Annotated in this window: 13 protein-coding genes; 10 read left to right on the top strand and 3 right to left on the bottom strand. The window is 74.9% G+C overall.

The window, feature by feature from the left end:
* The first annotated feature begins 12 nt into the window (after positions 1 to 12).
* The 8 genes from PH191_RS19490 to PH191_RS19455 all read left to right on the top strand — a co-directional run bounded on the left by PH191_RS19490 (position 13) and on the right by PH191_RS19455 (position 11,490).
* Positions 13 to 3,192, top strand: a complete 3,180-nt coding sequence (locus tag PH191_RS19490; RefSeq protein WP_274196481.1) for an ATP-binding protein — start codon at positions 13 to 15, stop codon at positions 3,190 to 3,192.
* The gene (locus PH191_RS19485; RefSeq protein ID WP_274196284.1) at positions 3,189 to 5,189 is read left to right on the top strand and encodes a hypothetical protein; all 2,001 of its coding nucleotides are present in this window, start codon (positions 3,189 to 3,191) and stop codon (positions 5,187 to 5,189) included. The genes PH191_RS19490 and PH191_RS19485 overlap by 4 nt, the downstream gene beginning before the upstream one ends.
* Positions 5,173 to 5,751: a hypothetical protein gene (locus PH191_RS19480; protein WP_274196283.1), complete on the top strand. Its 579-nt coding sequence runs from the start codon at positions 5,173 to 5,175 to the stop codon at positions 5,749 to 5,751. The genes PH191_RS19485 and PH191_RS19480 overlap by 17 nt, the downstream gene beginning before the upstream one ends.
* A gap of 60 nt (positions 5,752 to 5,811) precedes the next feature.
* On the top strand, positions 5,812 to 6,822 hold the full coding sequence (locus PH191_RS19475) for a C40 family peptidase (RefSeq protein WP_420791832.1): 1,011 nt from the start codon (positions 5,812 to 5,814) through the stop codon (positions 6,820 to 6,822).
* A 187-nt stretch (positions 6,823 to 7,009) separates the two neighbouring features.
* Positions 7,010 to 8,863 (top strand): molecular chaperone DnaK, encoded by a 1,854-nt coding sequence (dnaK, locus tag PH191_RS19470; protein WP_274196282.1) that lies wholly within the window; start codon positions 7,010 to 7,012, stop codon positions 8,861 to 8,863.
* Between the two features lie 111 nt (positions 8,864 to 8,974).
* Complete coding sequence (grpE, locus tag PH191_RS19465; RefSeq protein WP_274196281.1) at positions 8,975 to 9,712, top strand: nucleotide exchange factor GrpE; 738 nt, start codon at positions 8,975 to 8,977, stop codon at positions 9,710 to 9,712.
* Between the two features lie 39 nt (positions 9,713 to 9,751).
* Positions 9,752 to 11,011 carry a DnaJ C-terminal domain-containing protein gene (locus PH191_RS19460; protein WP_274196280.1) on the top strand — a complete coding sequence of 420 codons (1,260 nt, stop codon included), beginning with the start codon at positions 9,752 to 9,754 and terminating at the stop codon, positions 11,009 to 11,011.
* A gap of 62 nt (positions 11,012 to 11,073) precedes the next feature.
* Complete coding sequence (locus tag PH191_RS19455; RefSeq protein ID WP_274189042.1) at positions 11,074 to 11,490, top strand: heat shock protein transcriptional repressor HspR; 417 nt, start codon at positions 11,074 to 11,076, stop codon at positions 11,488 to 11,490.
* Positions 11,491 to 11,559: 69 nt separating this feature from the next.
* On the opposite strand, the gene PH191_RS19450 is transcribed toward PH191_RS19455, so the two are convergent.
* The gene (locus PH191_RS19450; RefSeq protein ID WP_274196279.1) at positions 11,560 to 12,948 is read right to left on the bottom strand and encodes an FAD-binding oxidoreductase; all 1,389 of its coding nucleotides are present in this window, start codon (positions 12,946 to 12,948) and stop codon (positions 11,560 to 11,562) included.
* A 341-nt stretch (positions 12,949 to 13,289) separates the two neighbouring features.
* On the opposite strand from PH191_RS19450, the gene clpB reads away from it, so the two are divergent.
* On the top strand, positions 13,290 to 15,881 hold the full coding sequence (gene clpB, locus PH191_RS19445; RefSeq protein ID WP_274196278.1) for an ATP-dependent chaperone ClpB: 2,592 nt from the start codon (positions 13,290 to 13,292) through the stop codon (positions 15,879 to 15,881).
* A 124-nt stretch (positions 15,882 to 16,005) separates the two neighbouring features.
* Here clpB and PH191_RS19440 read toward each other — a convergent pair whose 3' ends face one another.
* Both PH191_RS19440 and PH191_RS19435 read right to left on the bottom strand, forming a co-directional pair.
* Positions 16,006 to 17,106 carry a class I SAM-dependent methyltransferase gene (locus tag PH191_RS19440; protein ID WP_274196277.1) on the bottom strand — a complete coding sequence of 367 codons (1,101 nt, stop codon included), beginning with the start codon at positions 17,104 to 17,106 and terminating at the stop codon, positions 16,006 to 16,008.
* Positions 17,107 to 17,525: 419 nt separating this feature from the next.
* Positions 17,526 to 18,911, bottom strand: coding sequence for an FAD-binding oxidoreductase (locus tag PH191_RS19435; protein ID WP_274196276.1), 1,386 nt, complete (start codon positions 18,909 to 18,911; stop codon positions 17,526 to 17,528).
* Between the two features lie 135 nt (positions 18,912 to 19,046).
* Between PH191_RS19435 and PH191_RS19430 the strand changes: the two genes are divergently transcribed.
* A complete protein-coding gene (locus tag PH191_RS19430; RefSeq protein WP_274196275.1) occupies positions 19,047 to 21,887 on the top strand; it encodes an AfsR/SARP family transcriptional regulator in 2,841 nt (946 codons plus the stop codon).
* Positions 21,888 to 21,909 lie beyond the last annotated feature (22 nt).

Raw genomic sequence — 21,909 nt, 5'->3', positions numbered from 1 at the left:
CGCAGCACGGGGCTGCGTCCCGCCACCGGCACGACCCCCGGTGCCGGCCGGCGCGGACGCTCCCTGCTCGGCGAGTCCCCGGCCCAGGGCTACCGCTCCGCGATCGCCCTGCGCGCCATCGACGGCAACCTCGCGCGCACCGCGTCGAGCGTCACCGCCTGGTACCGGCTGGCCCCGCAGCCGTGGAGCTTCCGCAGTGACACGCAGCGCGAGACGCTGATCCGCCAGATCGCGACCCAGCTCGGCGAGCTGCAGGGCCGCTGGTTGCACGTCCGCGTCACGTCGCGGCCCTACCCCGTGGCGCTGTGGGCCGAGACGTTCGACCACAACGCGCCCGGCCGCCTGCCCGACGTCGCGGGCGCCCTGTCGTGGGAGGGCTTCCTCGAGGGCGAGCAGCGCCACCTCATGGGCCTGTCGATGTCCGACAAGGAGGTCTTCCTCGGCGTCGAGGTCTCCGGGCGCTCGGTGGTCGACCGCTGGCTCGAGGGTGCCGCCCCGCTCCTGGGACGGCTGGTGCCCTCGGCGGCCACCGCGGAGCTCGCCGCGCTGGAGTCCGAGATCGCGCACGTCGAGGCGCTCGTGTCGCGGGCGGGGCTGGACGCGGTGCCGGCGACCGCCGAGGACATGGCGTGGCTGATGCACCGCTCGTGCTCGCTCGGGCTGCCCGCGCCCCGCACGGTGACGCCGACCTCGGGCGACCACTGGGAGACCGAGGACCTCGCGGCGTTCACCGACGGGGTCGCGCTGCACCAGGAGCCCTACGCGCCGACCGTGCAGGTGCTCGGACGGTTCGGCACGCAGCCGGTGCAGCGCCACGTCGCGGTGCTCTCGGTGGGCCTGATGGACGGGCTGCGCATCCCCGAGGCCGACGACCCCTGGATGCAGCGCAGCGACCGGCTGCCGTTCCCCGTCGAGTGGTCCGCCCGCATCTACGTGCGCAAGCCGGAGGAGGTCGCCGGTGAGCTGCAGCGCCAGATGGGCAAGGTGCGCAGCCAGATCCGGCACTACACGCACGACCACGACCTCGACCCGCCGATGTCGCTCTCGCGCCAGGCCGATCGGGTGCTGCAGATCGAGGACGAGCTCTCCGGCGGGCTCACGCAGCTCAACACCCGGGTCTACGGGTGGTGGCGCGTCGCGGTCTCGGGTCGCGACGAGAGCGAGGCGCTGACCCGCGCCCAGCAGGTGCTCGACCTCTACCGCCCGCGCGTGGCCATGGAGCACCCCGAGGCCCAGTACGCCTACGCCCGCGAGTTCATCCCCGGCGAGCCGCTGGCGTCGACGGCCTACCGTCGCCGGGGGTCGGTGACCTGGGTGGCGGCGGGCGTGCCGGCCGCGTCGGCGTCCGTGGGCGACCGGCGCGGGGTCATGATCGGCGAGACCTGCACGGCCACCCGCCGCCCGGTGGCGTGGGACCCGTGGATGGCCCAGGAGGTGCGCCGGGCCTCGGGGCTCACCGCGGTGGTGGGTGGCCTCGGCTCCGGTAAGTCGTTCCTCACCGGACTACTCGTCTACAAGACGCTGCGCGCCGGGGCCCGCTGGACCGTGCTCGACCCCTCCGGCCCGCTCGCGGAGCTGACCAAGCTCCCGGAGCTGGCGCCGTTCTCGCGGCACATCCACCTGCTCGGCGCCGACCCCGGCATCCTCAACCCCTACCGGGTGGTGGCCGAGCCCCGGCGCGACCACTTCCTCGACGAGGAGGACCCCGACAAGGCCTGGCGCCGCGAGCGCTCGCTGGCCGCCGCGACCCGCCGGCGCCTCGTGCTCGACGTGCTCACCGGCCTGCTGCCCTTCGACGTGGCGCGCATGCCCCACACCCGGATCGTGCTGCTGCGCGCGGTGCGCGAGGTCGGCGGCGCCCCGGACCGCGACCCGGGCCAGGTCATCGCCGTGCTGCGCCGCCACGCGCGCGAGGGGGAGGAGCACGCCGACGTCGTCGCCGACTTCCTCGAGGAGCGCCGCGAGCTGCCCCAGGCCGCGCTGCTGTTCCCCGACGAGAACGCCGACCCGCGCGCCGACCCCTGGGTCGGCGAGGAGAACTACCGGCTCACCGTCCTGACGATGCAGGGCATGGCGCTGCCGCGCCCCGGGAGCCCGCGCGAGGAGTGGACGGACGGCGAGTCGCTGGCCGTCGAGCTGCTCAACCTCGCGTCGTGGCTGACCCAGCGCACGATCTACACCGCCGACCGGAACCTGCGGAAGGGCGTGGCGCTCGACGAGACCCACTTCCTGTCCCAGATTCCCACCGGCAAGGTGCTCATCGACCGCCTCGCCCGAGACTCCCGCAAGTTCAACGTCCGCGCGCTGTTCGCCTCGCAGCTCGCGGGCGACCTGCTGCGCGTGCCCGGGTTCGCGTCGCTGGTCAACGCGGTGTTCGTCGGCCGCACGGACGACGAGGAGGCCCAGGCCGAGGCGCTGCGGCTGCTCCGGGTGCCCACCGACGTCGGCTACGAGGAGATGCTCGGGACGCTGTCCCCGCGCCCCCGCCACGACGACCGCCCGGACGACACGCCGCGCCAGTTCGTCTTCGCCGACGGGCACGGCGGCGTCGAGAAGATCCGGATCGACCTCGAGGGCCCGCACCTCGAGCACCTGCGCGAGACGCTCGACACCAACCCGGACGCCCGCCGCGTCCGGCCGCTGCCGTCGGCTCCCGTCGAGTCGCCGGCCGAGTCGCCGGTCGAGCCCTCGGCCGGCTCGGCGCCGTCCGTCCCGCCCGAGACCGACGCGGAGCGCACCGGACCCGTGCCGGTCGTGCCCGCGGCCGGCCCGCCCCCCGCCGCACCTGCCCCGCCCCGCCGCCCCACGACGCCGCCGCCCGGCACCGCCCGGGTGAGCCCGGTGACGCCGTCGCGCGACCCGATGGTCGAGCGCACGGTCGTCGAGGGCACGGTGCTCGACGAGCGCCCGGACGGCCCGGAGGCTCTGCCGGCCGGGCTCGACGACCTCGTGCCCGACCTCGACGACGACCTGCCCGGGCCGGCCGCGCGGAACAGCGACGCCGGGCCCGCCGGCGACGACGACTGGGCCGACGCCTGGGTCATGGACGAGGGCCCGGCCACCGGGGACGCGGTCGGGGAGCTGGCCGACGACGCCACCGTGACGACGCCCGCCGACCGCAGCCCCGGGCGGCGGGACGCCCCCGACCCCGGCGGCTGGGTCGGCGCCGGGCGCCCGGGGGACCCGGGGTGACCCTCGTCGTCGCGATCCTCGCCGCTGCCCTCGTCGTGGGGTGGCGGCGGTCGCGGCGCGCCCGGGAGAAGCAGGACGCTCGTCCGAGTCGCGGCCGGCGTCGGGCGCTCGTCACCGTCGTCACGCTGGTCACGGGCCTGGTGCTCGTGGGGCTGCCCGCGTCGGCGGCCCCGCTGGACTGCAAGGCCGCCCCGGACCCCGACCGCCCCGGGACGGGTCTCGTCGGCTCGCTCGACCCCGCGCCGCTCGGGGTGGGCGCCCCGGGCAGCGTCTACGACGAGGTCGGGTACGCCGGGCAGGTCTGGTGGACCTACGACCTCGGCTGCGGCCCGGGCGCGGCCCGCGACCCCGCGGCGGCCACCGACACGTGGCTGGGCAACCAGTTCTTCAACCTCGCCAAGCTCGTCGTCGGCGGCGTCAATTGGTCGCACTACCTCATCGAGCAGGGCTCGGGGCTGCTCAGCCCGCTCGACGGGATCGTGCAGGCCGGCACGCAGGCGATGTACAGCGCGGTGTTCTCGACGTGGGTCGGCCTCGCGCTGATCGTGCTCGCGGCGATCCTGCTGGTGCTCGCGATGCGCGGCGACCTCTCGCGCCAGGCGCAGCGTGCCGGCATCGCGGTGATCGCCCTCGCGATCGCCGCCGCGGCCTACGCCGCCCCGGTGCGCTGGTCGAGCATGCTCGACGGGGTCCTGCTCGACGGCGTCACCGCGATGCAGCGGGGGTTCCTGGGCCAGGTCGGGGTGGGCGACGCCAACACCCTGCCCACGGTGCTCACCGACCAGATCGTCTACAACAACTGGCTGCGCGGGCAGTTCGGGTCCGCGGACGTGCCGCAGGCCCGCGACCTGGGGCGCGAGCTGCTGCGGGCGCAGACGTTCACCAAGCAGGAGGTCGCCGACGGCCAGGACGGGCAGGCCCAGGCGGACGCGAAGAAGCAGCAGTACACGGCCGTCGCCGACCGTGTGGGCGACCGCTACAGCTACTTCCAGGGCCGGCAGGGCTCGCGCACCGGCGCGGGTGTGCTCGCGCTGATCCAGGCCGTGTGCATCGGGCTGTTCCAGCTGATGAGCAAGCTGCTGATCCTCGTCTCGATGTTGATCATCAGGTTGCTCGTCATGGTCGCGCCGGCGCTCGCCCTGCTCGCGCTGCTCAAGCCCGAGGTGCTGCCCGCGACGCTGCGCGTCGGCGGCGCGGCGCTCGTCAACACGCTGCTCGTGGGGGCGATGGCGGGCCTGCACTCGCTGATGGTCATCGCCCTGTTCCGGCCCGGGGCCGGGGTCAACACCTGGCTCGCGCTGCTGGTCACCGGGGTGGTGACGGTGGTGATGTGGGCCCTCGCGCGGCCGTTCCGCCGCCTCGCGGCCATGGTCTCGCTGACCCGCGACCAGATGAGCGGCTTCCTGCCACCCGCCGGGACCGGGGCGCTGTCGCGCATCCTGCCGGGGTCGACGTCGCGCCAGGACGACTGGTGGACCGAACGGCGCGGTACGAGCGGCACCGGCGGCGACGGCTGGCGACCCGAGGGCAGCACCCCGGTGCGCACCGAGCCGGCGACGTCCGCCGCGGGCACCGACGTCGTGGCGCCGGGCCCGTTGCGCGTCGACAGCGAGCGGGTCGGCCACACGCGGGAGCACGCCGCCGACCCCGCGGCCGCGCTGGCCGCCCGCCGCGCCGCGCAACGCGCGCTGCCCGGCGGCACGTCCACGGGGATGTCGGGCGGCGCGCCCCGCGGCGACCGGGACGCGACCCCGGCGGCACGCGCTGCGGTCGGCGACGCCGACCGCAGCCTCTACCGCAGCGTGGCCGCCCGCAGCAACGACGCCGGAGGGCCCCGACGGCCGGTGCAGGCCGAGCTCGTCGACGGCGCGCCGGTGTACCGGGTCTACCGCCCCAGCCGGCCGGTCGGGTCGGGCTCCAGCACTCGCTCCTCGCGGACCGCGCGCACCCCGCGCTCCCCCGCCGGCGAGGGAGGCGCGCGTGCCGATCCGGACTAGGCGGGGTCGTGCGGCGGCCTACCGGGCGCTCTGGGAATGGCCCCTGCACTCGCCCGCGCGCCTGTTCGCGGTCCTCGCGGTGCTCGTGGCCGTCGTCGTCGGGTTCTCCTACGTCGGCGGGGCCGTGAGCGGGCCGAGCACCCCGGGTCGCGCCCTCGGGCCGGCGTCGACCACCGCCCCCGGTGCGGCGTCCGGCAGCGGATCGGCACCGGTCACGGAGCTGCGCCCCCGCAGCCTGCCGCTGAGCGACGCCCCGCCGGTGGCGCTGGCCGTCGCGGAACGCTGGACGCGGGCGTGGGCGACGCACCCGCCGGGCACGACGCCCGCGCAGTGGACCGCCGGCCTCGCCCCGTTCACCACCGACGAGTACCTCGCGACCCTCGCCGAGGTCGACCCCGCGAACGTGCCCGGCACGCGCGTCACCGGGCCGCCGCAGGCCGTCGAGGTCCGCCCCGAGGCCGTCCGCGTGCAGGTGCCCACCGACGCGGTGCGCCTCGAGCTGCTGATGGTGCAGGTCGCGCCGGGTGACTGGCGCGTGTCCGGCTACGACCGGGCGTCCTAGGCGGTACGCGTGATCACCCCGCCCCGGCTCCCACCCCGCCTGCGGTTCCTGCGCCTGCTGCTGCCCGTCGCGGCCCTGGCGGGCTTCCTCGTCGTCGTGATGGCCGCGGGCCTGCTCGTGGTCGGGCAGTTCGTGGGCGGCGGCGAGGAGGGCGAGGAGGCCACGACGTGCGAGGCGGGGACGGGCGCGCCGCCGTCGGCGGACGTCCCGCAGACCTCCGCGGAGCTCGACCCGGTGCAGCGCCAGACCGCGGCCACGATCATCGGCGTCGCCAAGGGCATGGCGATCCCGCCGCGGGGCTGGGTGGTCGCCCTGGCCACGGCGATGCAGGAGTCGCAGATGGGCACCGTCGGCATGGACGTCGCGGTGGACCACGACTCGCTGGGCGTGTTCCAGCAGCGGCCCAGCCAGGGCTGGGGGTCGCCGGAGCAGGTGCGCGACCCCGTCTACGCGACCCGGACGTTCCTCGAGCGCCTGCTCACGGTGCCCGGCTGGGACACGATGCCCGTGACGCGGGCCGCGCAGATCGTGCAGCGCTCGGCGTTCCCCAACGCCTACGCCAAGTGGGAGTCGCTGGCGAACAGCCTGGTCACCGACCTCGCGGGGGTGACCGGCGCGATCCAGGAGTGCGTGCCCGCGGCCCAGGCGGGCCCGGGTCCCGCGGCCGCGCTCCCGCCCGGGATCGCGCGCACGGCGATCGAGTTCGCCACGGCCGAGACCGGCAAGCCCTACGTCTGGGGCGCCACCGGGCCGAGCAGCTACGACTGCTCCGGGCTGATGCTGCGGGCCTACGAGCGCGCCGGGATCGTGCTGCCGCGCGTCTCCCGGGACCAGTACAACGCCGGCGCGCACGTGGCCGTCGAGCAGGCCCAGCCCGGCGACCTGCTCTTCTGGGCCTACGACCAGTCGGACCCCGACACGATCCACCACGTGGCGATGTACCTCGGCAACGGGCAGATGATGGAGGCCCAGCAGACCGGCGTGCCGCTGGGCACCCGCGAGGTGAAGTGGGACGAGGGCGAGCTCCTGCCCCTCGCGACCCGCCCGGGCACCGGCTCGGACCGGGCCTGACCGGGCCTGATGCCGATTTCTCCATGAAGTTGAGCGTGCGGGGAACAAGTCCGTGCGATGCTCCGTTGGTCGGGATGACACACTTGAGCGCGACGGACTCAGGTCCGGTTTGCGCGACACGGCATCCGGGACATACTTGAGCGCAGAGCACTCAACGACATCCCCGGTCTCGAGAGGAGACGTCAGCATGGCGCGAGCGGTCGGCATCGACCTCGGCACGACCAACTCGGTGGTCGCCGTCCTGGAGGGCGGCGAGCCGACGGTCATCGCGAACTCCGAGGGAAGCCGCACCACCCCGTCGGTGGTCGCGTTCGCCCGGAACGGCGACGTCCTGGTGGGCCAGTCGGCCAAGAACCAGGCGGTGACCAACATCGATCGGACGATTCGGTCGGTCAAGCGGCACATGGGCACCGACTGGGCCGTCGAGATCGACGACAAGAAGTACACGGCGCAGGAGATCAGCGCCCGCACGCTGCAGAAGCTCAAGCGCGACGCGGAGGCCTACCTGGGCGAGGAGGTCACCGACGCGGTGATCACCGTCCCGGCCTACTTCGAGGACGCGCAGCGCCAGGCCACCAAGGAGGCCGGCCAGATCGCGGGCCTCAACGTCCTGCGCATCGTCAACGAGCCCACCGCGGCGGCCCTGGCCTACGGCCTGGAGAAGGGCGAGACCGAGCAGACCATCCTGGTGTTCGACCTGGGTGGCGGCACGTTCGACGTGTCCCTGCTCGAGATCGGCGACGGCGTCGTCGAGGTGAAGGCCACCAACGGTGAGAACCACCTCGGTGGCGACGACTGGGACGAGCGGATCATGACCTGGCTGGTCGACCGCTTCAAGAGCTCCCAGGGCATCGACCTGTCCAAGGACAAGATGGCGATGCAGCGTCTCCGCGAGGCCGCGGAGAAGGCGAAGATCGAGCTCTCCAGCTCCTCCAGCGCCAGCATCAACCTGCCCTACATCACGGTCGACGCCGAGAAGAACCCGCTGTTCCTGGACGAGACGCTCTCGCGCGCCGAGTTCCAGCGGATCACCTCGGACCTGCTCGAGCGCTGCCGCAAGCCGTTCAACCAGGTGGTCAAGGACGCGGGCATCTCCGTGGGCCAGATCAGCCACGTGGTGCTCGTCGGCGGCTCGACCCGCATGCCCGCGGTGCACGACCTGGTGAAGGAGCTCACCGGCGGCAAGGAGCCCAACAAGGGCGTCAACCCCGACGAGGTCGTCGCCGTCGGCGCCACGCTGCAGGCCGGCGTGCTGCGCGGTGACGTCAAGGACGTCCTGCTCCTCGACGTCACGCCGCTGTCCCTCGGCATCGAGACCAAGGGCGGCGTCATGACCAAGCTGATCGAGAAGAACACGACGATCCCGACCAAGAAGTCCGAGGTCTTCACGACGGCGGAGAACAACCAGCCGTCGGTGCAGATCCAGGTCTTCCAGGGCGAGCGTGAGATCGCGGCCTACAACAAGAAGCTCGGCATGTTCGAGCTCACCGACCTGCCGCCCGCCCCGCAGGGCGTGCCGCAGATCGAGGTCAGCTTCGACATCGACGCCAACGGCATCGTCAACGTCTCGGCCGTCGACAAGGGCACCGGCAAGTCCCAGCAGATGACCATCACCGGCGGCTCGGCCCTCTCGAAGGACGAGATCGACCGGATGGTGCAGGACGCCGAGGCCCACGCCGACGAGGACCGTCAGCGCCGCGAGGCCGCGGAGACCCGCAACCAGGCGGAGACGCTGGTCTACCAGACCGAGAAGTTCATCTCCGAGAACGACGACAAGCTGCCGTCGGACATCAAGGAGAAGGTCCAGGCCGCCGTCGGCGAGCTGAAGACCGCCCTCGAGGGTGACGACACCGAGACGATCAAGGCCGCCTCGGAGAAGGTCGCCACCGAGTCCCAGCAGCTCGGCCAGGCCCTCTACGCCCAGCAGCAGTCCGAGGGCGGCGCCGCGGGTGCCGCCGGGGCTGCCGGCGACGCGGGGCCGGCCGACGGGGCCGACGACGTGGTCGACGCGGAGATCGTCGACGACGACAAGAAGGAGTGACCCGACCGGCGGGGCCGCAGGCTTCCTGCGCCCCCCCCGGCTCCGGCACGTTCTCCCCCCATCGTTCTCACCCCGGCGCCGCGGCGCCGGGACCCTCTCGAGGAGGTCACAGTGCAGGATCCGGTCGTCGGGCAGGACGCCACCGACTCCAGTGTCGGCGGGGTGCCCACCTCCGGTCAGGACGCGCCCGCCGGTACGCCGCAGGGCGACGGCGGCACGGACGACGCCGCGACGCCCGCCCCCGGGGCCCTCGACGGGCTCGCCGGTGAGGCGCGGGCGGCCCAGGCCGCCGCGGACGCCAGCGCGGCGGACGCCACGTCGGGCGGGACCGCGCCCTCGGGCGGGGACGCCGAGGGTGCCGACCCGGAGCTCGAGCGTGTGCGCGGCGAGCTCGCCGAGCGCACCGCCGACCTCCAGCGCGTCTCGGCCGAGTTCACCAACTTCCGCCGCCGCACCGAGCGCGAGCGCGAGTCGACCGTGGCGTCGGCCAAGGCGTCCGTGGCCGGCGAGCTGCTCACGGTGCTCGACGACGTCGAGCGCGCCGCGAGCCACGGCGACCTGACCGGCCCGTTCAAGGTCGTCGCCGACCGTCTCACCGAGACGCTGCAGCGCGCGGGCCTGACCCCCTTCGGCGCCGAGGGCGACACGTTCGACCCGTCGGTGCACGAGGCCGTCGCCCACGACACCTCCCCGGACGTCTCGGGCCCGACGGTCACCACGGTCATGCGCCGCGGCTACCGCTTCGGCGACCGTGTGCTGCGCGCCGCGATGGTCGCGGTCACCGACTCCGACGGCACCGCGCCCGCCACCGACACCACGTCGGAGCCGGCGGACGCCGGCACCTCCTGATCACCACACCCCCGGCCCCGCGGAAGGAGCAGTTCCGACATGAGCGCCCGTGACTGGGTCGAGAAGGACTACTACCGCGAGCTGGGTGTGGCCAAGGACGCCTCCGCCGACGACGTCAAGAAGGCCTACCGCAAGATCGCGCGGGAGAACCACCCCGACGCGAAGCCCGGCGATGCGAAGGCCGAGGCCCGCTTCAAGGCGGCGGGCGAGGCCTACGGCGTGCTCTCCGACCCGGAGAAGCGCCAGCAGTACGACGAGGCGCGCACGATGTTCTCGGGCGGGCGCTTCGGCGGGTTCGGCGGCGGCCGTGGCGCCGGAGCCGGAGCGGGCGCAGGCGGCACCGGGTTCTCCGGCGGCTTCGACGTCGGCGACCTCTTCGGCGGCGGGGGAGCCCGCGCGGGCCAGCCCGGTGCGGGCGGTCTCGGCGACCTCCTGGGCGGGCTGTTCGGCGGCGGTGCCGGTACCACCACCGGGCCGACGCCCGGCATGGGCGGCACCCGCCCGCGCGAGCAGCGCGGCGCGGACGTCGAGACCGACGTGCGCATCGACTTCGCCGAGGCGGTCGGCGGCACCACCCTGCCGCTGCGCCTGGCCTCGCCGACGCGCTGCACGAACTGCGGCGGCAACGGCGCCAAGCCCGGCACCAGCCCCCGCACGTGTCTGACCTGCGGCGGCGCCGGTGTGGTCTCGCGCAGCCAGGGCGCGTTCGCGTTCAGCGAGCCGTGCCGCGACTGCTCGGGCACCGGGTCGATCGTCGACGAGCCGTGCCCCGAGTGCGGCGGCGACGGCGTGAGCACCCGCTCGCGCACCCTCACCGTGCGGATCCCGCCGGGCGTCGACGACGGCCAGCGCATCCGCCTCGCCGGTCAGGGGCAGCCCGGCAGTCGGGGCGGCCCGCCCGGCGACCTGTTCGTCGTCGTGCACGTCAACTCCGACGACCTGTTCGGGCGCTCGGAGCGCAACGCCGACGACCTGACGCTCACCGTGCCGGTGACGTTCCCGGAGCTCGTCGACGGCACGACGATCACCGTGCCCACCATGGACGGCAAGGTCTCGCTCAAGGTCCCCGCGGGGAGCTCCAGCGGGCGGACGTTGCGGGTCCGCGGGCGCGGGGTGCACCGTAAGGACGGGCGCACCGGCGACCTGCTGGTCACCGTCGAGCTCGCGGTGCCGAGCCGTCTGAGCTCCGCGGCGCGCCAGGCCCTCGACGCCTACGTCGAGGCCACGGCGGACCACGACCCGCGGGCCGACCTCACGCGGCGCGCCGAGGCCGCTGCCCGGAGGGAGACCGCGTCATGAGCGGGGGCAAGGGCGGGGCCGACGAGCGCGGGCCGTGGCCGGCCCCGCTCGGCGCCCCGTCCATGCCCGCCCTCCCGACGTGGGCCGACGAGGACACCCCCGTCTTCGTCATCTCCGTCGCGGCGCAGATCGCCGGGATGCACGCCCAGACCCTGCGCAGCTACGACCGCATCGGTCTCGTCAGCCCGGGCCGCGCGAGCGGCGGCGGGCGGCGCTACTCGGTGCGCGACATCGCCGTGCTCCGCGAGGTCCAGCGGCTCTCGCAGGAGGACGGCGTCAACCTCGCCGGCATCAAGCGGATCATCGAGCTCGAGCGCGAGGTCGGCGCGCTGACCGACCGGCTCGCCGAGGTCACCGAGGAGCTGGCCCGCTGGCGCACCGCCGCGGAGCAGGCCCCGTCCCGCGGCGACCGGCTGCCGGCCCGGCGCACGCAGTCGGTGGTCGTCTGGCAACCGGGCCCGCGCCATCGACACGAGTGATCAGCCCCGGTCGGGAGGCGGTGGGCAGCGTGAGGAACGAGCGCTGGCGGCCGCACTCTCCGGCGGCGGCTACTGAGTGAACGGGTCGTAGGCGATGCGATCGAGCGGCACGCCGTCGACGAGCAGCGCCTGGGCCGTCGCGCGGATCATCGCCGGCGAGCCGGAGAGCAGCACGTCGTGGGACGACCAGTCGCCGGAGCGCACCACGGCGTCCGGCAGCGTCCCCGGCAGTGTCTCGGCGTTGAGCGGGTCGTCCTCGCAGACGGGGGCGACCGCCAGCCAGGGGTGCGTCTCGGCGAGGGCCCGCAGGCGGGCGAGCACGACGAGGTCGTCGGGCACCCGCCCGCCCAGGAACACCGTGCACGGGCGGGGCCGCGCCCACCGGGCCATGTCCTCGCAGAGGGCCAGCACCGGCGCGCCGCCGGTGCCGCCCGCGACCATGAGCACCTCGCGCTCGCTGCGCGGGTCGAGCCCGAGCCGCCCGGACGCCGGACCGAGACGCCAGCGGTCGCCCGTCGCCGTGTGCGCGACCATCGCCCGGCTCACCCAGCCGCCCTCGACGGCGCGGACGTGGAACTCCAGCAGGCCGTCGGGCCGGGGCGCGGTCACCGGGCTGAGCGCGCGCCACATCCGCGGGCGCTGCGGGATCTCGACGGTCAGGGACTGCCCGGCGCGGTGCGGCACGGGCCGGTCGGGCGCGACGTGGAGCACCGCGAGGTCCCAGCCCACACGCCGGTGGCCCACGACCGTGGCCTCGGCGAGCGCGGGCGCCCCGTCGTTCCCGGCCGCACGCGCCGCGTCCTCCATCGGGCCCGCGGCCAGGGAGAACGCGCGCACCCAGGCGTGCTCCGCCGCGTCGTCCCAGGTGGCGCCGCCGAAGCGCCGCATCGCGCCGATCAGGGCGACGCCGAGCGTCTCGTACTGCCCGGCGCGCAGGCCCAGCGCGCGGTGCTCGCGCACCAGCGGCTCGAGCAGCGCGGCGAGGTCGGCGGGCCGGTCGACGGTGCTCATCGCCAGCACGAGCGAGCGCAGCAGCCGGCGCGCCGGCTCGGTGACCCGGGCGGGGAACAGCGCCCGCGACCCGGGGTCGAGGCTGAACAGCAGCGCCGCGAACCAGTCGGCGAGCTCGTCGACCTGCGGCCCGACCTCCTCCCACGCCTCGCGGACCCGGCGCGCGGCGTCCGCCTCGGGGGTCGGGGGCGCGGGACGGGGCGCGCGAGGGGCGGGTGCCGGAGGTGGCGGTGCGGGCGGTGCGACCGGCGCGGCGCTCGGTGCCGGGCCGTCGACCGGGTCCGGCGCGGCGTGCCGTCCCGGCCGCACCATCGGCGCGGTCGGCGGCGGCGGGACGGGACGGACCGTGGCGAGGCGCCGGGGTCCGGGCCGGACGGTGGGTGAGGGGCGGAAGGGCGCCGGGGCAGCGTCGGCCGGACCGTCGCCCGGCAGCGGCTCCGCGGACATGCCCCCTACCTCTCCCCAGCCCCCCATCGCGCCGGCCCCGTCGTACGACCGGGCCCCGCGTGTCCGGACCACTATGACAGCCCGTTCGCGGCCGTCACGCAGGGTCCCCATCATCGTGTCGTCGTCCGCGCCCCCACCGGCGTCGGGCGGCGTCCGCGGCCACGCTGAGCAGCGACGACACCCCGGATCGGGGCCTCTCGCCGTCGTCGCTGTGGGTGACCGAATGTCGGGGAATCGCCGGGAACAAACGCCACGTCAGCGAAGTTGAGCCAGGTAGACTCAAGTTCAGTGGGCGGCTGGTGGGCTGCCCGATCCGCACGTCACGCAGGAGGACCCCCGCAATGGACTTCACCCCCACCACCCGCACCCAGCAGGCGGTGTCGGCCGCCGTGCGGGCGGCCACCGTCGACGGTCACCCGCAGGTCTCGCCGGCCCATCTCGCCGCCGCGCTCCTCGACCAGACCGACGGCCTCACCGAACCGCTGCTGCGCGCGGTCGGGGCGGACCCGTCGGCGGTGCGGGCCGACGTCGGCAAGGTCCTCGCGGGCCTGCCGAGCGCGAGCGGCTCGAGCGTCGCGGCGCCGCAGTTCGACCGCGAGACCGCGCGCGTGCTCCAGCACGCCCAGACGCTCGCCTCCGACATGGGCGACGAGTACGTCTCCACCGAGCACCTGCTGGTCGGGCTGGCCGCGGCCGGCGGGCGCACCGGCGAGGTGCTCACCCGCCACGGCGCGACGCCCGAGGCGCTCCAGGAGGCGTTCGCGAAGGTCCGCGGGTCGGGGCGGATCACGTCCGCCGACCCCGAGGGCACCTTCCAGGCCCTGGAGAAGTACGGCCAGGACCTCACCGAGCGCGCCCGGTCCGGCGCCCTCGACCCCGTCGTGGGCCGCGACGCGGAGATCCGCCGCGTCGTCCAGGTGCTCTCCCGGCGCACCAAGAACAACCCGGTGCTCATTGGTGAGCCCGGCGTCGGCAAGACGGCGATCGTCGAGGGCCTGGCGCAGCGGATCATCGCCGGTGACGTGCCCGAGTCGCTGCGCAACAAGCGCGTCGTCGCCCTGGACATGGGCTCGATGGTGGCCGGGGCCAAGTACCGCGGCGAGTTCGAGGAGCGCCTCAAGGCCGTCCTGCAGGAGATCACCGACTCCGCGGGCGAGGTCATCACCTTCATCGACGAGCTGCACACGATCGTCGGCGCCGGCGCGACCGGCGAGTCCGCCATGGACGCCGGCAACATGATCAAGCCGATGCTGGCGCGCGGCGAGCTGCGGATGGTCGGCGCGACGACGCTCGACGAGTACCGCAAGCACATCGAGTCCGACCCGGCCCTCGAGCGGCGCTTCCAGCAGGTCCTGGTCGGCGAGCCGACCGTCGACGACACCGTCGGCATCCTGCGCGGGCTCAAGGAGCGCTACGAGGTCCACCACGGCGTGCGGATCACCGACGCCGCGCTGGTGGCCGCGGCGACGCTCTCCGACCGCTACATCACCGCGCGCTTCCTGCCCGACAAGGCCATCGACCTCGTCGACGAGGCCAGCTCGCGGCTGCGCATGGAGATCGACTCGCGCCCGGTGGAGATCGACGAGGTCGAGCGCGCCGTGCGCCGCCTCGAGATCGAGGAGATGGCGCTCGCCAAGGAGTCCGACGCCGCGTCCGCGGAGCGCCTCAACGCGCTGCGGGCCGAGCTCGCCGAGCGCCGCGAGGAGCTCGACGCGCTGACCGCCCGCTGGCAGGGCGAGAAGGACGCGATCGACTCGACCCGCTCGCTCAAGGAGCAGCTCGAGACCCTGCGCGGGGAGTCCGAGCGCGCCGAGCGCGACGGCGACCTGGGTCGCGCCGCCGAGCTGCGCTACGGGCGCATCCCGGCCCTGGAGAAGGAGCTCGCCGCAGCCGACGCCGGCTCGACGGCCCCCGTGATGCTCAAGGAGGAGGTCGGCCCCGACGACGTCGCGGACGTCGTCTCGGCGTGGACCGGCATCCCCGCCGGTCGTCTGCTCGAGGGCGAGACCGCGAAGCTCCTGCGCATGGAGGACGAGCTCGGCCGCCGCGTGGTCGGGCAGGCCGAGGCCGTGCGGGCCGTGTCCGACGCCGTCCGCCGCGCGCGGGCCGGGATCGCGGAGGAGGACCGTCCCACCGGGTCGTTCCTGTTCCTCGGGCCCACCGGCGTCGGCAAGACCGAGCTGGCCAAGGCGCTCGCCGCGTTCCTGTTCGACGACGAGCGGGCCATGATCCGCATCGACATGAGCGAGTACGGGGAGAAGCACTCCGTCGCCCGCCTGGTCGGTGCCCCGCCCGGGTACGTCGGCTACGACCAGGGCGGCCAGCTCACCGAGGCCGTCCGGCGCCGCCCGTACTCGGTGGTGCTGCTCGACGAGGTCGAGAAGGCCCACCCGGACGTCTTCGACGTGCTCCTGCAGGTGCTCGACGACGGGCGTCTCACCGACGGCCAGGGCCGCACGGTCGACTTCCGCAACACGATCCTCGTGCTGACCTCGAACCTCGGCTCCGCCGCGCTCGTCGACACCTCGCTCGACGACGCCGGGCGCAAGGAGAAGGTCATGGAGGTCGTGAAGCGCTCGTTCAAGCCGGAGTTCCTCAACCGGCTCGACGACGTGGTGGTCTTCCACGCCCTCTCCACCGAGGAGCTCACGCACATCGTCGACATCCAGCTCGACCGCCTCGGCGCCCGGCTGGCCGCACGGCGGCTGACGCTGCAGGTCAGCGACGCCGCTCGCGAGTGGCTCGCGCTCCAGGGCTTCGACCCCGTCTACGGGGCGCGGCCGCTGCGCCGGCTCGTGCAGTCGGCCATCGGGGACCAGCTCGCCAAGGCCCTGCTCGGCGGCGACGTGCGCGAGGGCGACACGGTGTCGGTGGACCTCGACGAGCAGGGCGACGGCGGTACCGGCGCCTTGCTGGTGTCGCGCGCGGCCTGACCTCCTCGCGGTACTGAGCGAAGGGCCCCTTCGGTCGATCTACTCGATCGGAGGGGCCCTTCGCTCGTCGCTGATGGTTCCGAGCCCGAGATGACGACCAGCCGGCACCAGCGCGACCTCGAGGTCAGGGCCGGCCTTCGAGAACGATGTTGAACGGGGTGCGGGCGGCCTCGCGAACCCGGGTGAACCCGGCCTCGGTGAGGATCTCACCGAGTCGGGCCGGTCCGGCCTGGGCCCCGAGAGCCATGCGTCCGGGCTGGTCCAGCGACGCTGGTGTGCAGACCATGGTGGAGATCGCGTAGTACAGCCGGCCGACCGGGTTGAGGTTGTCGCTGATCTGGTCGCCGGCCGCCGGCTCGAACAGCATGAACGTGCCGTCCGGGGCCAGCGACTCTCGCACGTGGCGCGCGACCGCGAGCGGGTCGCCCATGTCGTGGAGGGCGTCGAAGATGGCGACGACGTCGTAGGTGCCGGGATAGTCCGCGGCGCCGGCGACGTCGAACCGGACCCGATCCGCTGGGAGGCCCGCGTCGGCCGCGCGTGCGCGGGCGGCGTCGATCGACGCCTGGTGGTAGTCGAAGCCCACGAACGTCGAGTTCGGGAAGGCTTCAGCGAGCAGAAGGGTCGAGGCGCCGTGTCCGCAGCCGACATCGGCGACGACGGCGCCGGTCTGCAGCTTGGTCTCCACCCCCTCCAGGGCCGGAATCCACTCGGAGACCAGGTTGGCGCGGTAGCCCGACCGGAAGAACCGCTCGGTGCCCTCGAACAGCGCCTGCCCGTGTTCGTGCCAGCCCACTCCCTGCCCTGTGCGGAACCCTTCCACGATTCTCGGGGTCATCCCGAAGACCGCCGGCGCGCCCTGGAAGATGCCCGCCAGGTAGACCGGACTGGTGTCGTCCGCGAGCACGAAGGCCTGTTCGGGGGGTAGCTCGTAGGTGCCCGCGACGGGGTCGTAGCTCAGGAACCCGCTCGCGGCCTGCGCGTTGGCCCACTCCCGGACGTAGCGTTCAGCGGTCCCGGAGCGCTCGGCGAGCTCGGCCGAGGACAGTGGCCCGGCATCGGCGAGCACCCGGTAGAGACCGAGCTGGTCGCCGATGGCGGTCAGCACGGTGTTGTACGCGGCGCCGACCTCGTTGACGACCTTGCCGAGGAAGGCCTCCAACTTGCCCTGGTCGATCGCTGCGGGTGGTGCCGGTGGGGTCGTCCGCTCAGGGGTCTGGGTCATGGTTCTCTCCTCGTGGTGAGCGAGGAGTCTCGGCGGCGCCACGGTGGAGAAGCGGTACGAGCGCGCGGGCGCTGATGGCCCGGACACGCCACCCGGCGGATCATCGAACGCCGAGTGAGCGCTTCCGATCACGACCAGACATCTCGTGCGACTTCATCGGACCTCGTCTGAATCTGAGTCCCCTCGCCTCTCTGCTGCCCGCGGTGGCACTGCGCCAGCGCGAGCTCCAACGGTCCGCTGATCACCGAGCGTAGTAAAGGCCGAGTGCGTGATCGGGTACATATCACCCGATCAGGCTAAAACGACCCTGAGCCAGTAGCGTGCCGCGACCTCGGCTGCCCACGACGACGAGCTGAGCGAAGGGCACCGCCGACCGATCCAGCCGGTCGACGGTGCCCTTCGCCTGTCTCCGCGCGTGCTCAGTGCCGGGCGGTGGCCGCGGTGAGGATGCCGTCCGGGTCGTAGGTCCGGGCGATCGCGTCGAGGCGCCCGGCGTGGGTCCCGAACACCGCGCCGCGGTCGGCGTCGTCGTCGAGACCCGCGAAGTTGACGTACACCCCGCCGGTGGCGAACGGCGTGAGGGCGTCCCACGCACCCCGCGCCCAGCCGATCGCGTCGTCGTCGATCGCCGGGTCGGTCCAGCCCGCGTCGATGCTGACGTTGAAGCGGGCCGCGCGGTGGGCGAAGGCGCTCTCATCGTCCCCGACGCGGGCGATCGCCCCGCCCATCGTGCGGACGATGACCAGCGACTGCGGCGTCGGCCGCGCGGCCCCCGCGGCGAGCACGGCGGCGGCCGCGTCGTCGTCGAAGCTCTCGAGGAAGTGCGACTTGAAGAAGTACCGCGCGCCGGCGGGGAACAGCGGGTCGGAGCCGGACTGGCTGGTGACGTAGTCGGTGACCGTGGTGGCGTCCACCAGCGGCGTGCCCAGGCGGGCCAGCGGTGCGAGCACCTCGAGGCCCTCCTGCGCGGGTCCGGCGTACAGGCCGGCGACCACGACGACCGGCGCACCGTGCATCTCGGCCGGGAAACCCGGGTCCGGTGGGATGCCCCAGAGCGCGAACTCCGGCGACACCGTCTCCGGCATCCGTGGCACGAGGTCCCGCCAGGCCGCGAGCACCGCGGCGGCGTCCTCGTAGGGGTAGAGCACCATCGACTGGGCGACCTCGGGGCCCAGCGGGAAGAGCTCGAACTCGAACGCCGTGACCACGCCCAGGCCGCGGCCGCCGCCGCGCAGCGCCCAGAACAGCTCGGCGTGCTCGGTGCGGTTCGCCGTGCGCAGGACGCCGTCGGCGGTGACGATCTCGACCGACCGCAGCGCGTCGCAGCTCAGACCGAGCGCGCGCTGCAGGTGGCCCATGCCGCCGCCGAGGGTGAGCCCGGCGACGCCGGTCTCGGAGACCTCGCCGCCGGGCACGACCAGACCGTGCCGCTGGGTGGCCGCGTTGACGTCGGCCCACCGGGCGCCGGGGCCGACCCGGGCGGTGCGCGCCGCCGGGTCGACGGTCACCGACGTCATGTCCGACAGGTCGATGACCAGCCCGTCCTCGCACACCGCGCTCCCGGCGACCTGGTGGCCGCCGCCCCGGATGCTCACGGATGGTCGGTGGGCCCGGGCCACGGCGACGGCGGCCACGACGTCGGCGGTCGTCGCGCAGCGGGCGATCACCGCGGGACGCCGGTCGATGAGGCCGTTCCACACCCGGCGGGCCTGCTCGTAGCGGTGGTCGGCGCGGTCGATGACGTCGCCGGCCAGGGCGGCGCGCAGGTCGGCGACGAGGGACTGGTCGTGGACGGTGACGGTCATGGGGGTGCTCCTGAGCGCGAGGGGTGTCGGTCCGGGAGGTCCGATGCCGGGAACGCTGCTCCGATCGGCTGGCACGCCCCTTGCACGGCGCTGACAGCGCGGCATGCTCGTCACGAGGAGTGGCGGTGGGTGCTGGTGACGGGTGCAGGTGAGGCCGTCCGGGTCGACGTGCTCGGGCCGTTGCGGCTGGGCGTCGACGGACGGTCGGTCGACGTGCGCGGCCCCAAGCGCCGCGCCGTGCTGGCGCTCCTGGCGCTGGCCGAGGGCCGCACCGTCGCCGTCGACCAAGTGGTCGACGCCCTCTGGCCGGACGACCCGCCGGAATCCGCGCGCGCCACCGTGCACAGCCACATCTCCCGACTGCGCGCCGACCTCGGGCCGGGGGCGCGCCGTCTGACCACCGACGACGGCGGGTACCGGCTGCGGCTCGGCGACGACGGGCTGGACCTGCGGCGTGTCCGCGTGCTGCGCGACCGCGCCCGTGAGGTCGCCCCCACCGATCCCGCCGCCGCCGCCGTGCTGCTGCGGGAGGCCCGGGGCGCGTGGCGCGGGACGGCCCTCGGGGACCTCGCCGACGTCGCTGCTCTGCGCGCGTCCGCGCAGGCCGCGCACGAGCTCTGGCGCGACGTCACGGATCGGCTCGCCGGCGCCCTGATCGCCGCCGGGGTCGCCGAGGAGGCGCTCGGCCCGGCGGCGGACGCCGTGGCGGACGACCCGCTGCGCGAGCCCGCGGTCCTGCTGCTCGTGCGGTCGCTGGCCGCCACCGGGCAGGCGCCACGGGCGCTGCGCACCGCACGGGAGTTCCGTGCGCGGCTGGCCGAGGAGACCGGCCTCGACCCCTCGCCCGCGCTGGCCGCCCTGGAGAGCGACGTGGCGGGGGGCGCGGCCGGGCCGGTGGCCGTGTCCGTCGCGGCGGTGCCGACGGGGCCGACGGAGCTGGCGGCACCGTCGGTGCCGGAGGACCTGCACGGACGTGACCGGGAGCTGGCCGAGACGGACCGGCTGCTCGCCACCGAGCGGCTGGTGAGCGTGGTCGGCACCGGCGGGGTCGGCAAGACGCGCATCGCCCGCGAGCTCGCCCGCCGCCGCCCCGACGCGGCGACCCTGATGCTCGCGGCGGTGACCGACGCCGCGGGGATCCCGGACGCGCTGGCCGCGGCGCTGCGCCTCGGCTCGATCACCGGCGACGTCCTCACCGCCTGCCTCGACGTGCTCGACGCGTCGCCCCGGCTGCTGGTGCTGGACAACTGCGAGCACCTCCTCGACGCCGTCCGCGACCTGGTGGTCGAGCTCCTCGAGCGCTGCCCGGGGGTCACGCTGCTGACCACGAGCCGCGAGCCGCTCGGGCTGGCCGAGGAGGCTGTCGTGCGCCTCGCCCCGCTGCCCGACGCCGCCGCCGTCGCCGTGTTCCTCGACCGCGCCCGTCGCGTGCGCCCGGACCTCGCGTTCACCGCCGACGAGCTCCGCGAGGTCGCCGAGATCGTCCGCCGGCTGGAGGGCCTTCCGCTGGCCGTCGAGCTGGCCGCCGGGCGGCTGTCGACGTTCGCCCCGGCCGCGCTCGCCCTGCGGCTGGACCGGGCGCTGGACCTGCTCGGCAGCCGCGCCCTGCACGCCCGGCACCGCACGCTGCGAGCCACCGTCGCCTGGTCCTACGACCTGCTCGGCGACGAGGAGCAGCGCCTGTTCCGGCACCTGTCGGCGTTCGCCGACGGCGTCGACCTCGTCGCGGTGGAGGGGGTGGCCGGCGCGCTCGGGCTCGCCGGGGACGCGGGGGACCTGCTGGCGCGACTCGTCGACGCCTCGATGGTGGAGGCGGGATCCGACGCGTCGGGGCGCACCCGGTACCGGCTGCTCGAGACCCTGCGCGCCTTCGGTCGCGACCGGCTGGTCGCCGCGGGGGAGGACGACGCCGCCGACCGGCACGTGGTGCGCTGGGCGGTGGAGCTCGCGGCGTGGGCGGAGCGCACCGCGCTGACCGCCCAGGAGGCCGTCGTCGGGCCGGTGCTGCGCCGCGAGCTCGGCAACCTGCGGGCCGCGTGGCGCCTCGCGCGGACCCGCGGCGACCTGGACGCGGCCACGGCGATGGCGGTCTCGCTCGCCGAGATCGCCTACTGGCAGGACCTGCGCGAGGTGCGCGCCCTGGCCACCGAGCTCGTCGACGACCCGGCGCTGGCCGGGCACCCGTTCGCGGCGCGCGTGTGGGGCCACGCGTCCCACGACGCCTACCTGCGCGGGGACGCCGTCGAGGCCGAGCGTCTCGCCCGCGGCGGGCTCGCGCGCGCCGGCGACGACGAGGGGCGGCGCGTCTGCCTGGCCGCCCTCGGCGAGGCGAGCCTGAGCCGGGGCGCCTGGGACGAGGCGGTCACCCACGACGTCGCCGCGCTGGGCCTCGGCGAGCGCCCCCGCCCCGAGCCGGGCGTGGGTGCGCTGGCCGCGCTGTACGGCGGCGACCCCCGCCGGGCCCGCGAGCTGATCCTTCTCCTGCCTGCCGGCGACGTGCCGTCCCTGCTCGGGCTCGCCGCCTACGTCACGGCCGAGATCGACAGCGTCGAGGGCCGCACCGACGCCGCGGAGGAGGGTTACAGCGCAGCGATGGCCCGCGCCCGGAGCGTGGGGTCGACCTTCCTCGAGGCCATCGCCGCGGTCGGGCTGGCGTCGTTGCGCTCGCGGTCCGGGCGGATCGGGGCCGCGCTCGTCGGGTACCGCGAGGTGATCGACCACTGGGCCGCCGGCGGCAACTGGAGCCACCAGTGGGTCACCCTGCGCAACCTCGCCGACCTGCTCCGGACCCTCGGCGACGCCGGCACCGCCGACCTGCTCGACGCCGCCGCCGACCGCGCCCCGGACGCCCACGACCGGCCGCGGGACCGGGGTGTCGTGCCGCGGGAGCGGGCCCCGGACCGTGAGGAAGCCCTCGCGCTGGCCCGTGCCGCGATCGCGCGCCACGTCGGTGACAGCGCCGTGCACGCCGGCTGACAGCGCCCGGCCCGAGTCTCGA

The sequence above is a fragment of the Actinomycetospora callitridis genome (assembly GCF_028737265.1).
GTDB classification, from domain to species: domain Bacteria; phylum Actinomycetota; class Actinomycetes; order Mycobacteriales; family Pseudonocardiaceae; genus Actinomycetospora; species Actinomycetospora callitridis.
The sequence above is the reverse complement of the archived record's forward strand: the minus strand, read 5'-3'. Positions and strand labels throughout refer to the sequence as shown.

What these genes read in the sequence shown, in the direction of transcription:
- PH191_RS19450 (WP_274196279.1), bottom strand. Translation starts at nt 12,948, where the DNA reads ATGTCCGCGGAGCCGCTGCCGGGCGACGGTCCGGCCGACGCTGCCCCG.
- PH191_RS19460 (WP_274196280.1), top strand. Translation starts at nt 9,752, where the DNA reads ATGAGCGCCCGTGACTGGGTCGAGAAGGACTACTACCGCGAGCTGGGT.
- clpB (WP_274196278.1), top strand. Translation starts at nt 13,290, where the DNA reads ATGGACTTCACCCCCACCACCCGCACCCAGCAGGCGGTGTCGGCCGCC.
- PH191_RS19440 (WP_274196277.1), bottom strand. Translation starts at nt 17,106, where the DNA reads ATGACCCAGACCCCTGAGCGGACGACCCCACCGGCACCACCCGCAGCG.
- PH191_RS19455 (WP_274189042.1), top strand. Translation starts at nt 11,074, where the DNA reads ATGCCCGCCCTCCCGACGTGGGCCGACGAGGACACCCCCGTCTTCGTC.
- dnaK (WP_274196282.1), top strand. Translation starts at nt 7,010, where the DNA reads ATGGCGCGAGCGGTCGGCATCGACCTCGGCACGACCAACTCGGTGGTC.
- PH191_RS19435 (WP_274196276.1), bottom strand. Translation starts at nt 18,911, where the DNA reads ATGACCGTCACCGTCCACGACCAGTCCCTCGTCGCCGACCTGCGCGCC.